Source organism: Bacillus sp. AR13-1, assembly GCF_008042285.1.
In the GTDB taxonomy this organism is placed as follows: domain Bacteria; phylum Bacillota; class Bacilli; order Bacillales; family Bacillaceae_G; genus Bacillus_A; species Bacillus_A mycoides.
Window position 1 is genome coordinate 1 of sequence record NZ_QNUA01000040.1, and the last position, 13988, is coordinate 13988.

Below are 13988 nucleotides of genomic sequence, written 5' to 3' on the forward strand. Positions count from 1 at the left end.
ACCAATCGGGCTTTTACGAGCAGTAAGACTCCCACAAATAGCGGGATAAATAATTCTTATCATCATTAAGAACATCCTTTTGTACTAAATGTTCAACATGTCACTTCCTATAAAGTTAATTTATACTCCAATAAATATGATATGTACCATTCTTTAAATTATGTCCTCAATTCACTCTCCACGAAAATATATTTAGTTTATATTTAACAAAATTAATTAACTAAAACATTATCATTTCAATATTTTACGAATTTAATTGCTTATTCCTTTTATCTACATCCAAATTTTCCTATTGTAATTCTTAATATTTAAATGTAATATTGTATTGTCTTACTATCTATTTATAACTCACACACTAACGCGAAAAGGGAACTCTATATGAGTTCCCTTTTCTATTGAAAACAAAAAAACAGAAATATAGCATTATGCTAAATCTCTGTTTTTCTTCTAAACCTTATTTCTCATCTAAGAATTTAAATGTATCTTTAAATTCTTTATCTGTTACTTTAATATCTGCTTCTTTCAATAGATCATTGATTACTTGTTGTTTCCATTTACCTGTCGCATCTTGCAGTCTTTGTTGTTCTAAATCTTTTCGAATCGTATCTTTTACTTCATCAAATGGTTTCAATTCTTTTTTATCCGTCACTTTTATTATATGATAACCATAAGATGTTTTTATTGGCTCACTTACTTGTCCTGCATCTAATTTATACGCAGCTTCCTCAAACTCTTTCACAGTTTGACCAGGAGCAAAACCAGCTATTTCTCCGCCCTGTTCCTTTGAACCAGTATCTTCCGAATACTGTTTCGCTAAAGCAGTAAAATCTTCACCATTATTTATTTTCTCTTTTACTTCTTTCGCAGTTTTTTCATCTTTCACTAAAATGTGACTTACCTTCATTTCAGGTTTATGGTTATCTTTCACATCTTTATCTGTGACAGTCGCTCTAATCGCTTTCTCAAGTGCAATTTCTGGCTTCATTCTCTCTTTTAATTCATCTTCATTCTTTAATCCTACTTGCTCTAAAGCAACTTTAAACTTGTCACCCATTTGTTCCTTCGCTGCTTCTACTTGTTTTTTAGCTTCTTCATCTGAAACTTTATATTTATCTAGCAATGCCTTATTTAACATCATTTGAGATAAAGTACTTTTTCCATATGTTTGCCTTAATTCTTTACTTAACTCTTTCTCTGTCACGTTTCCTACTTTTGATGTTGCAACATTTTCTGAGGAACCACACGCAGACAATGTTAGCGCCACACATGCAATAATAGTTCCCATAAATAGCTTTTTCTTTTTCAATTCAAATACCTCACTTTGATAAATGTATATTAGGAACTATACAGCGCTATTGTGAAATCAATGTGTTTTCTGCAAGTATTTCTCTTCATGCCAGAGACAAGCTTTATTAAATAAAAAAGCCGGCATAAAGCCAACTTTTTTATTTAATCTGCACATGTTCTTCTTTGATCCATTTGTTCCCACCTATATCTATATATCCATCTTGACGATTCCAAATACGATAAGGGACCTTCCCATCGACCGCACCTGTATCATTCCCGTTTGGCCCATCGTACGTTCTAATTTCATATCCAGGTGTGTACTTTGAATATGCATAAAACCATTGTACATTAAAATGTTCTAACTTAGCCCACTGTTGTTCACCACCTAAACAAATCATATCTTTTTCGCCACCTCCCCAATAACCTTTATAGATTAAATATGGGATTTTTTTCGTAAGTCTTCCTATAAATTGCGGATTCGCAGGATTTTCATATAAATTAATTCCGTATCCATCATCATATTTTGAAACTGCAATACCAATTCCATTTGGTTGCTTACTGTCTCCAATACTAGATTGATTTGTTTGATTTGAACCTATAAACCAAGAAAGATTTTTATTCCCAATTAATTGATTCAAATCACATTTTCCAATACCAGGAACATTTCCTGAATCAGTATATTGCCAAATATCACAAGGATATGCTGGTTTATTCCCTCCATAACGAGGAATCCAAATAAAATCAGCATCAATATTGCGAGATCCAAATGATACATACGTGTGATGTCCTACATATAAACCAATTTTTTTTGCACCTAATCGGCGTAATTCATCAATAAATGCTTGAGTCCCGCCTTGCATATCTACCATTGTTTGAACTTCTACATCTGCCACCCAAAATTTAGCGTTTTTATCGCCACGATTCCAAAAATTTTGCGCTTCTTTTTTTGCATCTGAAATAGATATAAAACGGCAAAATGCATAATTCCCAAATGGGATACTACGTTTCTTCATTTCTTTCACATAACCTTGATACATAAAATCGACCGTATTCGAACCATCTTGAACTCTAGCAATAACTAAATCTAGCTGAGACGCTGCAATATCCCAATTAATATTTCCATTCCATTTCGAAATATCTACAATATAACCCATTACTAATCAACTCCTTTTTATTATCTTATTCAAAGCTTGTTTTATTGCTAGACCCATACGCCTAATAGCAAGCTTCTATAAGACAAATAAATATATTTTCATCATTTTTTAAAACTAAATAATTTCTTTTTATCCATAATAAATAAGTCCTTCTTTTTTTCATTTGTAAACGATAAACTTGCGTTTATTTCATACTAAATATTGAGATAAAACTATAAATAATGTACATACTACATATAAGCAATTTTTGCTTATACTCATGAATGACCTCCAAGATTTTTCAATCTCCCTGTAAAAAGGCAGCTAAAAAAAGCTGCCTTTTTACAATTTATTATATAGAGACAAGTTAATTAACGCTTATTCCCTCATATTAGTCTGTTTTTAAGCTTTTTATAAACATGATATATATTTTTTCACAACACTATTTTGATACGTAATAGAAATTACATCAACTCATACAGTATATGTAATAATCAACTACAATAAAAATTACATATTATATTAATATGTCTTCCTAATTAAAAGGAAATAAACATATAACCTCTGTTATGTAAGGAGTTTATTTAATGAAAAAAATCCCTATCGTATTCAAAGTTCCCCCGAATTCAAAGCTAAAAGTTACATTCTATGGTCCTTGTAACGAAGTAATTACAAATGTATCTTTAATTAATCAACTACTCACCCCTACCTGCCAAACTGTATCTCAATATCCAGACTTCAAGAAATATATAACTGAAGTCCGATCATTATCAAATTGTTAATCGTATAATTTTATGATTTATCATTTCGAACAGTACGATAACAAAATAATAAAAAGAGCCGCATCTTTCAAAAGAAACGGCTCTTTTTCATTTCACAAAACATGACTTCATTAAAAAACTAAAATAACTCATTAATTGATATTTTATTGATATTTTATTGATATTTTATTGATATTTTATTGATATTTTATTGATATTTTACACATATTAATGAAATGCGCATATATTATCGTATGGAGATTCTCCACTCATAAAACCTATCTTTTTTTGAGCATACTTTATTTGTATGCTCCTTTTTTATTCTTTACTTAACGGCTTACCCTGTTAATATTTCCAAATATCATCTGAACGAACATTGAATATTTCAATTCTTTCTTATTATGTGCTATGAATATAAGTTTAATAATTTATCTGTAGCTACATTTTCAGTATCACTTAAATCGACAAAATAATGAAGTTGCCACAATTGACTCTTCTTAGCTTGATTACTAATAGGTTTATCCCAAATAGGGTAAACCCTCATAGCCATTTTCCCTTTTTGATTTTGAGTTTTTAATATTTTTTCTTTTAGAAGAATCTCTTTTGGAAAAATAAATTGTCCTAGTTTATTATCCGCTATACAAGTGATAACTAAAAGGTTAGGAGCTGAATCATAAGAAAATGCCTGATTGCTCATAGAGGCATTCTTCTCCCAAAAAGAAACAAATTGTCCAATCTTATTAGGCGTAATTTTTGATACCCTAAATCGGATGCTTCTATTATTTAGCTGGAATACCCCTCCTGCATATTCTGAATTTTGCTTTTCTTCTTTTCGTTTAGTAATTAATAGATTATTAGGTTTGTAAATCATTTCATCTAGTTTTTCAATTATATTACCAAAATTCGTCATGTAAACGCACCTTTTTTATTTTCCAGTATACCAAGAACATTCGTTCTTGTATATTAAACTTAAACAAATGTTGGCTTTGAATAGTCGTTCAAAGATTATTTTATCTACTCCATCCATAACTTCAAATTTACTTTTATAGTATTTATTACATTACTCTTCCAATTCCTTGTATTCTTCATTATTTCATTAATATATTAATAAAAAACGAGGTACATATTACATGAATCCATCCAAAATTGACTTCGGCTCCATAGAGCAACCTTTATTCCTATTAATTTTATATCTTATCGCAATTCTTTTAACACTCGGCATTACATTTAGTATATGTCATTCCCTTTTACTAAATTTAAATGCACCGAGATGGGTAGCAAAACTGTTAGCTATCGTATTAACTCTAGGTGTTGCTTATCAAGTGTTTATGAACTTATTTTAATATATTACCAATTTAACACCTTTAACTAAAAGGCCCTACCATAAGGTAGAGCCTTTTTCAAAAAAATAGTCCATAAATCACAAACATGTCTTTTATTTTATTGGAGATGGGAATCTTGCAGCCTCAAAATGAGAACCGTCTTCTGTACTACTAATAACCCCATCTATACTACTTTGTGCAAAAATCTCGACAATATCACCTGCATGTAATTGAAGTATTGTTGAAACACTTACGACATTACCGAAATTTATTGGACCAAAAAAGTCGTTATCTATAGCAATTGCCGCATTTCCATTCACTCGAACTTCTACACGCGCTCTATAATTTAAATTTGTATCGTTCGGAAAGAAACCAATCGTCCCAATTACGGAATAAACTCCTCTAGTCTTCGGAGTAAAATCTGATGTTGCTGGGTTATATTCGTTCGCTAAATCAAATTGTTCATTTTGAAATAATACTTTAACAAAAGTATTAGCTGGAAGGTTTTGATTAACTGTATTTACAGCTCTAAAAGCAGATGCTCTTACAAGGTTATTCTCCTTATGATCGCAAGAACAGTCATCACATCTTTTACCGCACTTATTATAATAATCACTTCTTTTTTTACAGCAATCATGATTTTTCTTTTGGTAACTCTCACAATTCTTACAGTAGTAATAACAAGACATATATAGTGCTCCTTTCTAATCTACTACTGCATAATATGTATGCTAGACTTGGAAAGTTTGGACAGGTTATTGCGATTACAAAAATAAAAATGCTCCACCATAAGGCAGAGCGAAGAGAAAGTATAACTTTTAAAAACAAAGCACTCATGTAATATTCTGGTTAAATCAGTAATACAAATTATCTAGTTTCATCAACTCGGATTTTCAGAAAAAACTCCTCTGTACGATTTTATTATTATTGAATAGATTATATTGTTAAGTGAGATATGCAATATTTCATATTTTATTATTTCAATATTCCTTTATTATCGTTGAGTTGTAAACATTCTCTTAAAAACACTTTAAAATCAACACTTACTCTATAGCAAATACTTTTTCACCCTTCAGAATTACCTGTAAGCATTATATTCAAATATTATTATTGTAAATTATTGACCTGTACAAACGTATAATTTTTGTGTATTCTATGGACAAGGAGTAAGGTAAGAGTTACTCTTTGCCATTTTAGGAAAGGCCCTGTTGGAGACAACAGGGCCTTTTTTCATATTTTTTTATAGTAAAACACCCAAAATTTATAGACGGTTGGCAATAATTTTTGCCAAATTCCTCTCTCATCATTCTTATCGTCACCTTTCATTTTGGAAAAATAATATCCCCCACTTAAGAATCCTTGCGTTGTATATAACTCATGAGGTTGTAACATTCTCATTCCAATATCTAAAATTTTATAATTGTTCCCTAGATACGAATCATTTCTTATAAGGGCGCTCTGTACTTGCGCTCTTATATAAATACTTAAATTTATTCCCCCGCATATTTTTATAAATTGTATACAGTTCCATATGGAATTGTTGAAACAGAAATTCCGTATGGTGTAATATGATGCATTGGGTAATAATACTCCATAGATGGATAGTACGGTTGTATGCCTTGCTGTATTTGTTGCATTTGCTGCTGTGCTTGTAACGCTTGTTGAACAGCTTGAATTGTAGTTTGTGCTCCGCTATACGTAATACCCGCCGTACCATACGGACGCATTCTATCTCGGGTATCAAAATATGAATAAAACATTATTATTCAACTCACTTCCATATAAGTTATTACAAAGTATGTTATGATTCTTAATTTCAGTGAGTGTTAAAAACTAGTCCACTAGCTTTTATTCAAATAGCGTTTTTGTTCACCTTCCTTCTTTTGACCCTCACTCTTTCCCGAAATATTCCGGCGATTTTTCGCATTCAAGGCTAATCTTTTCACCGACAATCAATCGGTCTACATTTGCAAGCATCCACGGGTATTCAGGATGCTGCAGGATTGCATTTCTGCGTTGTACCTTTAAATCCCGTACGCTTGGAATCGACTTATGGCATCTTGTAACTTTTCGGCATCGATAGACGTTGTCATGATACCTTCTTGCTCCTGTGGATCAGCTTTACCATAGCCATTGTGCATGGACATCGGGTTTTCTAGCATCTAGCTCACCTCCTTAAAAAATGCAGGATTTTCCTTTCCATTATCGAATTAGTAATGTTTGAAAAGGGGGTGTAATATGGCAGAAATTAAAGTAGGACTTACACAATTTTTAGACTTCACACTGAAAAGTAGTGCAGCTAAAACAAACTTTGTAAAAAATCTAAAATCTCAACCGGAATACCAACCAGCTTTTGATTACTGGAAACAATTACGAGATACTGTTATTAAATTTCATCAAAACGAACTACCTTTTGAATGTTTCGAAACATTAGTGCAAACGGTTGATCAGAAGAAAAAGCAAAACTATATTGATGTCATAAAACAGTACAAAAAATTTATTAAAAACAAAGACGTCTCTTGGTTCGATCCAGGTAAATCACATTGGATATCAGATGATTTAATCGTCCGCTCATCACCTGAACTCGGTTTGCTCATTAATGATGAGCCGCATCTTATCAAACTGTTTTTCAAAGGAAAAAAAGAGCGAATTGATAAATACAACATCAACTCAACGCTGACATTATTAAACGAATCGACATTTTCAAATGAACATAACGATGTGAATTATACGGTTCTTAACATCCAAAAGAACAGAATGTATACGAATAACTCTATTAATAATGATCATTTAATAGCGCTTGAATCAGAAGCTAACCAGCTTTGTTATATATGGAATAAGATGTAAAGAGTACTATTCATCTCTTTCAATACCTTTTCCATGCATAATTTGGGCACAATTTTCACAGATCCTATCAGTTTCGTTTAATTGAAGCTCACCTTCTTGTTCCTCACAAACAATGCAGGGTGGGCGTTTTTTCGAAAATAGTTTCTTTAACCATTTCCGCATCCTAACTCACCTCCTCCGAAAGAGTGATATAATGAGCTCTCTCCACTAAATCAGCGTTAACCCCCTGGTTTTTTAACCGATGAAGAAGATCTTCGTTTTTTAGAACATGCAAAAGAAAACCGTTATTATATCGCTTATCTTCTTGCTATTACATGTGGAATGCGTAAAGGTGAAATCTTAGGTCTACAATGGAAAAAGATTGCTGATTTTACCTGACATTACTTTAATGGCACTAAATGACCATCTGCAAAAAATCTCTGAGGAAAAAGAGCGATATGATGAAAGCTATAATGACTACGATTTGGTCTGCCGTTTCAGAAGTTTGACACAGCTCTGGAAAAAGCTTATAAAGAAAAGTGAGGTTCCTGATATTCGGTTCCATGTTCTGAGGATTATGTTAAAGCAAGGTATACATCCGAAGATTGTGAGTGAACGATTGGGGTATAAAAAAGTAGGTATCACCTTGGACACCTACTCACATGTTGTACCAGGCCTACAAGAAAAAGCAGTCGAGGATTTTGCAAACAACCTATTTCAAAAACACTAATGTTTGCAAACACGGATTTTGCATAAAAATACTAGCTTATCCGTGTGACATTGAGAGGAGTCAAAAACATGAAAGAAATCAAAGCTGAACAAGAATTCAAAGACATCATCGCAAGCGAGGAGCCAGTAGTTGTTAAGTTCTTTACTACATGGTGCCCAGATTGCGTGCGTATGGACAACTTTATCGGAGATGTAATGGAAGAGTTCAATAAATTTGAATGGTATTCTATTAATAAAGATGAGTTCCCAAGTATTGCTGAAGAGTATCAAGTAATGGGTATTCCAAGCCTACTTGTATATCAAAATGGCGAAAAGTTAGGTCACTTACATAGTGCAAATGCAAAAACGGAAGAGCAAGTTACTGAGTTTTTAGAAGCATACTAAGAAACGAAAAACCTCTGAAAAATCATCAGAGGTTTTTTTCGTTTTCAAATTGTTCTTTGCCTTTGTCTCTTTCTGGAAAGTGAATATTATAATGCTTTCTCCTCTTCTTATTGAAGAATTTTGTTATCATTTCTTATATATTACTCACATGAGGAATTACAAAGAGTCATTTTGCGAAAAATATATATGAAAAAAATTTTGAGAATCATTATTCTCGCCCTCTTTCCATTTGCCATAATCATCATTAATTGTTTAATAAATTTCCACTTTGTACTTTTCAACATATTTTTCCTTAACGAAACTTTGTTATCCCCTTCTTAAAAAGCTATAAAACGTCAACAATGTTTGTATAGACCCACACGAGTTTCGTTTGATACTCTATGTATAGAAAGAAATTCCTTGTAGAAAGGCGAGTGATTAAAATGGATTCTCTTTCTCATAAAGAAGCTGATAAAGGTGCTATTGTCAGCATTATAGCCTACATATTTTTATCCTCTATGAAAATCATCATCAGTTATATTACCCTCTCTAGCGCATTACGTGCTGACGGTTTGAATAACTTAACGGATATTGGTGCTTCTTTAGCAATATTAATTGGCCTGAAAATTTCTCGTAAGCCTCGTGACCCAGATCATCCATATGGGCATTCGCGTGCAGAACAAATCGCATCACTTGTTGCTTCCTTTATTATGGCAACGGTCGGATTAGAAGTTGTTATTAGTGCAATTCAATCGTTTTTCAATCCGAAACAAGCAGCACCTAATGTACTTGCTGCATGGGTGGCTTTATTTTCTGCTGTCGTTATGTACGGTGTATACAAGTATACGAAAAAGATTGCAATGCGAACAAAAAGTAAATCATTAGAGGCTGCTGCAAAAGATAATTTATCAGATGCTCTTGTAAGTATTGGTACAGTAGTAGGTATAGTCGGAGCACAGTTCCAAATGCCTATTTTGGACCCTATTGCTGCTTTACTTGTCGGTCTTATTATTTGTAAGACCGCGTGGGAAATTTTCGTAGAAGCTTCTCATATGCTAACGGATGGAATTGATCCTGAAAAAATGGATGAATACGCTGATGCTATAGGGCATATTTCAGGTGTAGAACATATTGTAGATATTCGTGCTCGTATGTATGGGAACCAAACGTATGTGGATATTACAATTGAAGTAGATGCTCGAATGGATGTTAGCGAAAGCCATTGTATTACTGACAATATTGAAGATATGCTTCGAAAAAAATTCGGAATTTACCATGCTCATATTCATGTGGAGCCCATGCAAAAAGAACCTATTATGACATAGGTTCTTTTTTAATGAACGCCTTATGAAATATAATACATAAAACGAGCCAGCTACCGCCCGCTGCCCATCCGGCTAATATGTCAGATGGATAGTGTACGCCAAGATAAATTCGGCTAACTGAAATAGATAATACAACGAAGCTTGCTATAAAAATAATCAGCAACTTTTTATGCAATGAAATACGATCTTCTGTAATTGTGACGTATGCAATAAATCCTAAAAAAGCAGTAGCATTCATCGTATGACCGCTCGGAAAGCTATATCCAGTTGCTGTAACAAGCTGCGTCACATCAGGTCGTGCTCGTTCATACCATAGTTTGAGCATACTGTTCAAATAACGTGATCCGTAATAATTAATTGTTAGAAGTAATGCACTTAATATTTTTTTTCTAAGAAGAAAATACATTACAAGTATAATGAGTAACGGGAAATATATTCTTTTTGAACCGATAAAGGACACCCAAGTAAAATAGGTTGTCAAATACTCGTTTCGGAAACTTTGAATAAAGTGTGCGACTACATTATCAAATTTTTCAATACAAGCGGTATGATACGAAAGTGATAGTGCGACAAAACAAATGAGTAGTGTACAACTTAACAAGTATAAATGTCGGTATCGTTTCACATACATAACCTCACTATGCAAAAAAATGGAGCGGTTGTTTTAGTTTTCCTCTCCATTTCTTTTTTATGCATAGTTTATTAAAAAATATTATTATTAATTTTTTGCTGCATCGTTGGAATATCTTCGCTTGTTACTGTAAAGCGAATAACCTTCTCATCAAGATCAAGCGCTTCTGCGAATAAACCAGCCAATCCACGTGATTTTCTATCTACTTCCATAATAATTTCTAATCGATCGTGGGCACTTGGCAAAATTAATAATTCTAATTCATCTAATTTCCCATAATACTCTCCGGAAACTGGAATAAACTCAAATTCTTGCGCGAATGGAACTTGCTTACGTAATCGATACGGTAATTCTTCGCATTCTATATGACGCGCTTTAAAACCTAATTGATTTACACTATTTAATACACTGTTCAATAGCGCATTCGGCAATACTTGAATATAATCACGGTCACTTGGATCAATACTACGTTTAATATCAAGACCTGTATGAACCCAAACCGTTTTCATTCCAAGTGTTAGTGGTGCTTCAATTGGCATTAAAAACGAAAATGGAATTTCCACTTTTTCATTTGGCTCTACAGAAAATGGATCTGTTAAACGAACTCGCTCTAAATCATACGATGCAGTTACTTTTTTATCATCCACTTCTCTTACATATGACGTCGACAACGTTAAGTAAATGCTTTCAATTTCTTGGCTAACTGAACCTCCAGTTATATGAACCTTCCCTACTATCTCTTCTCCAACTGTATACTCATCTCTTTCAAGAACGGTATCTACTTTTGCACTACCAATACCAACACTTGCTAAAAACTTTTGAAACATGGGGTCTCCATCCTTTCTAAAGCGTAAGCTACATCTTTTTTCAAATCTTGTACATTTTCATAGTATGGCGCTTTCATTTGTAACATTCGCATCAGCATGTCGCGATTATATTCTTCCAGCACTAACTCTTCATACCAAGGTTTTTCCTTTTTTTCAGTCGATTGATAACTAGCATACAATAAAAATAATACGAAATGACCGAGCGCATAAAAGTCGCTACGAAAGTGAACTTCTCGCATCAAAGCTTGTTCACCTTCATAAGTTATAGCACGCTCATCACCCTCACCTTTCAATTTAGCCAATCCAAAATCAATAATACTAATCTGATTTTCTTTCATTAATATGTTTGGAATACGTAAATCTCGGTGAATGATACCTTTACTATGAAAATACGAAACAATTCCTAGTACTTCATATAAAATTTCAAAAACTTCACGTTCATCATATACTTGCCCATCTAAGAAAATATGATCTTCGAAATTTTCCCCCGGCATATACTCCATCACAAAAAAGTTCTTTTTCTCCCATATGAAATGATCATGTAGATTAGGAATTGACGCATGATTTAATGTTTGTAAAATCACTTTCTCTTGCTCAAATGATTTTCTACCAGACTCATATCTTTGTTTACTTTTCCTTAATTGTTTTAAGACTTTATATTTATTTATTTGTAAATCATTAACGACATATGTAACCCCATAACTGCCCATTCCAATTACTGATTCAATCTTATAACGCTCTGCAACGATTGTATTTTTTCGCAGTGGTCTATCAAATAAAGCTAGTATACGACGCCATTTCATCAGCTACTTGAAAAGAAGCTACGGCTTTTACGTTTTCTTTTATAATGCTGATGCCCATAACCAGATGAACGTCGTTTATAGTCGCTACTTGAATACGAGCGCCCTCTATGACGATAATCACTACTTGAATACGAACGATGTTTTTTCTTTCCTAATAAAGAATCAATAATTTTTTTGAACATTCCTTCACCTCTTGTATAAAATTTTCTTTTAATTATACCAACAATTCTTGTCTATATTTGTGACAAGTTTGTAAAGAGTAAAAAACGACGAGTTAAGCCCGCCGTTACTTTCAATCTTCCTCTTCATCAAAAACTTCATCAATCATGCATTTCTCTAATAAATACTCAAATGTAATATCTGCCAGGTCCTCAATTTCTTCTCTTTTTGGAACGTACCCTCTTTCAATTAGTCGCTCATAAAAAAACTCCGCAATCTCTTCCGTGTCAATTACGACTTCAATTTCCTTCATGAGCATCACTCCTTTATTTCTGTTTTATGAAAAAATCTCAAAATTATGTATATGAGATTAGAAAAATAGTTTTTCTTTTTTTATAAGTCATATCATGTAGGTAAAGGGCATACGATGTTAGTACAAGCTATCCAAAGGGGGAAATAATAATGGAATACCAATACGAAGTAGAGCAAACAAAAGAAGAGTTCATGCATGAAGATCAATGGGCAGACTCTCTTATTAAATGGCTTTTTATTTTTTTAATAATTGTAGGCATACCTTATACTGCATATGTTGTTGTTCAATTTATTCTCTCTTTCTAGTTAACTATTTTTTCTCTGTCAATTTAACTAAATAATTTTGAACAACATCCATAACAATTTTATATTCTTCATCTTTAAATGTATCGAACAATAAATGATAATCATTATAAATATCTAATAACCCATCAATAATTTCTTGGCGATTCGTCTTTACACTTACTTTTTTCGAATTGTTAATTGACTTCAATTTTCCTAAATCTAATTTATTCATACCAGCTTTATCTTGTTTCATTTTCTTCAAAATTGCATTTGCCGTTTGTGCATTGGCAAGTAATGTTAAATCTGATTCATCAGCTTCTAACCATTCACCATCAGTAATTCGTGACAATTCATATATAGTATCTTCCCATGCATCATTTTTATATCTCCATACTTCTGTACGAAAACCAACAATACGAAAAACATCTTTATCATATCCAGTTACTTGCACGAGATCACCAAACGTAAAGTTATAATTTAATTCAATCCACTCTGTGTCGCCCTTTTTCATTTCTTGCTCTGTAACATGCTGCAAAGTTTGTTCTACATAAAATCCATCGTGATTATTTACTTCGTATACGTAAACTCCATCTAAAACTTTCATATTTGTAACTTTCCCAACGGTTCCATATAGCGTAATCACGACTATGTCCCCTACGTTATATTTAGGTTGTTTTTTCCTTGCCATCAATATCTCTCCTTTTTTAAACGTCGTGATTTTGATAACAGTATATGCAACCTACATAAAAACGCTTATCACAGAAGCTTATATTCATAAATTTTTTCAATAAAAAAGTAGAATTTGTATATAACTTAAAAAAGCTAGTATTTAAACTAGCTTTCACTTTTTATTTATGTTCTAACAGCAAGACGTATTGTAAATAAAAAAGCATAATGAATACTTCACTTCTTTCAAAGTAATGTATTCATTATGCTTTCATTTTCCTAAAACTTCATATCGTTATCTCTCTTGTATATATAAATCCCATGCATCATCAAATATAGACATACTTTCTAGCATTCCACTTAACTCTAAGTATGAACTAATTACATCATAGTCTTCAGATTGCTTCGGAAAACTTAAATCATCATACATCGCCTCTGCTAAATCTGATATTTCATTTTTAAATAAAGCTGCACGGTGCTTCATCATATAATGGTAAAATGTCTTTTTCAAAAATATTCCCTACCTTTCTAACTTGGGTACATTATACAAGGCAAAAAA

The 13988-nt window shown here is 32.5% G+C and carries 21 protein-coding genes and 1 pseudogene; 7 read left to right on the top strand and 15 right to left on the bottom strand.

All coding sequences use genetic code 11. The annotated features are described in order from the left end of the window. Nucleotides 1–454: 454 nt before the first annotated feature. Together DN408_RS24800 and DN408_RS24805 are read right to left on the bottom strand one after the other, a co-directional pair. Nucleotides 455–1306, bottom strand: coding sequence for a peptidylprolyl isomerase PrsA (locus DN408_RS24800; RefSeq protein ID WP_002031835.1), 852 nt, complete (start codon nucleotides 1304–1306; stop codon nucleotides 455–457). A 139-nt stretch (nucleotides 1307–1445) separates the two neighbouring features. Beyond that, on the bottom strand, nucleotides 1446–2441 hold the full coding sequence (locus DN408_RS24805) for a glycoside hydrolase family 25 protein (RefSeq protein ID WP_078179239.1): 996 nt from the start codon (nucleotides 2439–2441) through the stop codon (nucleotides 1446–1448). Between the two features lie 566 nt (nucleotides 2442–3007). On the opposite strand from DN408_RS24805, the gene DN408_RS24810 reads away from it, so the two are divergent. After that, nucleotides 3008–3202, top strand: coding sequence for a hypothetical protein (locus DN408_RS24810; protein ID WP_002085768.1), 195 nt, complete (start codon nucleotides 3008–3010; stop codon nucleotides 3200–3202). A 385-nt stretch (nucleotides 3203–3587) separates the two neighbouring features. On the opposite strand, the gene DN408_RS24815 is transcribed toward DN408_RS24810, so the two are convergent. Continuing rightward, nucleotides 3588–4091: a MepB family protein gene (locus tag DN408_RS24815; RefSeq protein WP_002127264.1), complete on the bottom strand. Its 504-nt coding sequence runs from the start codon at nucleotides 4089–4091 to the stop codon at nucleotides 3588–3590. A 220-nt stretch (nucleotides 4092–4311) separates the two neighbouring features. Here DN408_RS24815 and DN408_RS24820 point away from each other — a divergent pair, with 220 nt between their 5' ends. Then, on the top strand, nucleotides 4312–4524 hold the full coding sequence (locus DN408_RS24820; RefSeq protein ID WP_002012629.1) for a hypothetical protein: 213 nt from the start codon (nucleotides 4312–4314) through the stop codon (nucleotides 4522–4524). Between the two features lie 92 nt (nucleotides 4525–4616). Here the strand turns inward: DN408_RS24820 and DN408_RS24825 are convergent, their stop codons facing one another. From DN408_RS24825 to DN408_RS31635, 4 genes and pseudogenes are all read right to left on the bottom strand, one after another. Further along, nucleotides 4617–5192, bottom strand: coding sequence for a C1q-like domain-containing protein (locus tag DN408_RS24825; RefSeq protein ID WP_002127263.1), 576 nt, complete (start codon nucleotides 5190–5192; stop codon nucleotides 4617–4619). Nucleotides 5193–6011: 819 nt separating this feature from the next. Further along, on the bottom strand, nucleotides 6012–6263 hold the full coding sequence (locus tag DN408_RS24830) for a DUF3947 family protein (protein WP_002127261.1): 252 nt from the start codon (nucleotides 6261–6263) through the stop codon (nucleotides 6012–6014). A 133-nt stretch (nucleotides 6264–6396) separates the two neighbouring features. Then, nucleotides 6397–6531, bottom strand: a pseudogene (locus DN408_RS32560) (YqaJ viral recombinase family protein); the annotation flags it as partial. After that, nucleotides 6528–6665, bottom strand: a complete 138-nt coding sequence (locus tag DN408_RS31635) for a hypothetical protein (RefSeq protein ID WP_002127259.1) — start codon at nucleotides 6663–6665, stop codon at nucleotides 6528–6530. The gene DN408_RS31635 and the pseudogene DN408_RS32560, both read right to left, overlap by 4 nt. A gap of 76 nt (nucleotides 6666–6741) precedes the next feature. Between DN408_RS31635 and DN408_RS24840 the strand changes: the two genes are divergently transcribed. Further along, nucleotides 6742–7350, top strand: coding sequence for a hypothetical protein (locus DN408_RS24840; RefSeq protein ID WP_002012636.1), 609 nt, complete (start codon nucleotides 6742–6744; stop codon nucleotides 7348–7350). Between the two features lie 6 nt (nucleotides 7351–7356). Here the strand turns inward: DN408_RS24840 and DN408_RS31640 are convergent, their stop codons facing one another. Next, on the bottom strand, nucleotides 7357–7512 hold the full coding sequence (locus tag DN408_RS31640) for a hypothetical protein (protein WP_002127258.1): 156 nt from the start codon (nucleotides 7510–7512) through the stop codon (nucleotides 7357–7359). A gap of 199 nt (nucleotides 7513–7711) precedes the next feature. Between DN408_RS31640 and DN408_RS24850 the strand changes: the two genes are divergently transcribed. The 3 genes from DN408_RS24850 (at nucleotide 7712) to DN408_RS24860 (ending at nucleotide 9746) form a co-directional block, all read left to right on the top strand. Further along, a complete protein-coding gene (locus tag DN408_RS24850) occupies nucleotides 7712–8059 on the top strand; it encodes a site-specific integrase (protein WP_002127257.1) in 348 nt (115 codons plus the stop codon). A 68-nt stretch (nucleotides 8060–8127) separates the two neighbouring features. Continuing rightward, nucleotides 8128–8442, top strand: coding sequence for a thioredoxin family protein (locus DN408_RS24855; RefSeq protein WP_002012639.1), 315 nt, complete (start codon nucleotides 8128–8130; stop codon nucleotides 8440–8442). A 422-nt stretch (nucleotides 8443–8864) separates the two neighbouring features. Then, nucleotides 8865–9746 carry a cation diffusion facilitator family transporter gene (locus DN408_RS24860; protein WP_002085782.1) on the top strand — a complete coding sequence of 294 codons (882 nt, stop codon included), beginning with the start codon at nucleotides 8865–8867 and terminating at the stop codon, nucleotides 9744–9746. Here the strand turns inward: DN408_RS24860 and DN408_RS24865 are convergent. The 5 genes from DN408_RS24865 to DN408_RS24885 form a co-directional block, all read right to left on the bottom strand. Next, on the bottom strand, nucleotides 9736–10371 hold the full coding sequence (locus DN408_RS24865) for a phosphatase PAP2 family protein (protein ID WP_002127255.1): 636 nt from the start codon (nucleotides 10369–10371) through the stop codon (nucleotides 9736–9738). The genes DN408_RS24860 and DN408_RS24865 overlap by 11 nt on opposite strands. Nucleotides 10372–10448: 77 nt before the next feature. Beyond that, nucleotides 10449–11204, bottom strand: a complete 756-nt coding sequence (locus tag DN408_RS24870; protein WP_002127254.1) for a sporulation protein — start codon at nucleotides 11202–11204, stop codon at nucleotides 10449–10451. After that, on the bottom strand, nucleotides 11186–12007 hold the full coding sequence (locus tag DN408_RS24875) for a serine/threonine protein kinase (RefSeq protein WP_002127253.1): 822 nt from the start codon (nucleotides 12005–12007) through the stop codon (nucleotides 11186–11188). The genes DN408_RS24870 and DN408_RS24875 overlap by 19 nt, the downstream gene beginning before the upstream one ends. Continuing rightward, nucleotides 12007–12189, bottom strand: coding sequence for a hypothetical protein (locus DN408_RS24880; protein WP_000473368.1), 183 nt, complete (start codon nucleotides 12187–12189; stop codon nucleotides 12007–12009). Before DN408_RS24880 ends, DN408_RS24875 begins: the two co-directional genes overlap by 1 nt. A gap of 110 nt (nucleotides 12190–12299) precedes the next feature. Continuing rightward, nucleotides 12300–12479, bottom strand: a complete 180-nt coding sequence (locus DN408_RS24885) for a YozD family protein (RefSeq protein WP_002012644.1) — start codon at nucleotides 12477–12479, stop codon at nucleotides 12300–12302. 149 nt (nucleotides 12480–12628) lie between these two features. Between DN408_RS24885 and DN408_RS24890 the strand changes: the two genes are divergently transcribed. Then, nucleotides 12629–12784, top strand: coding sequence for a DUF3930 family protein (locus DN408_RS24890; protein ID WP_002018281.1), 156 nt, complete (start codon nucleotides 12629–12631; stop codon nucleotides 12782–12784). A gap of 4 nt (nucleotides 12785–12788) precedes the next feature. Here the strand turns inward: DN408_RS24890 and DN408_RS24895 are convergent, their stop codons facing one another. Both DN408_RS24895 and DN408_RS24900 read right to left on the bottom strand, forming a co-directional pair. After that, the gene (locus tag DN408_RS24895) at nucleotides 12789–13451 is read right to left on the bottom strand and encodes a hypothetical protein (RefSeq protein ID WP_002012647.1); all 663 of its coding nucleotides are present in this window, start codon (nucleotides 13449–13451) and stop codon (nucleotides 12789–12791) included. 273 nt (nucleotides 13452–13724) lie between these two features. Next, complete coding sequence (locus DN408_RS24900) at nucleotides 13725–13940, bottom strand: YozE family protein (RefSeq protein WP_002085796.1); 216 nt, start codon at nucleotides 13938–13940, stop codon at nucleotides 13725–13727. Nucleotides 13941–13988 lie beyond the last annotated feature (48 nt).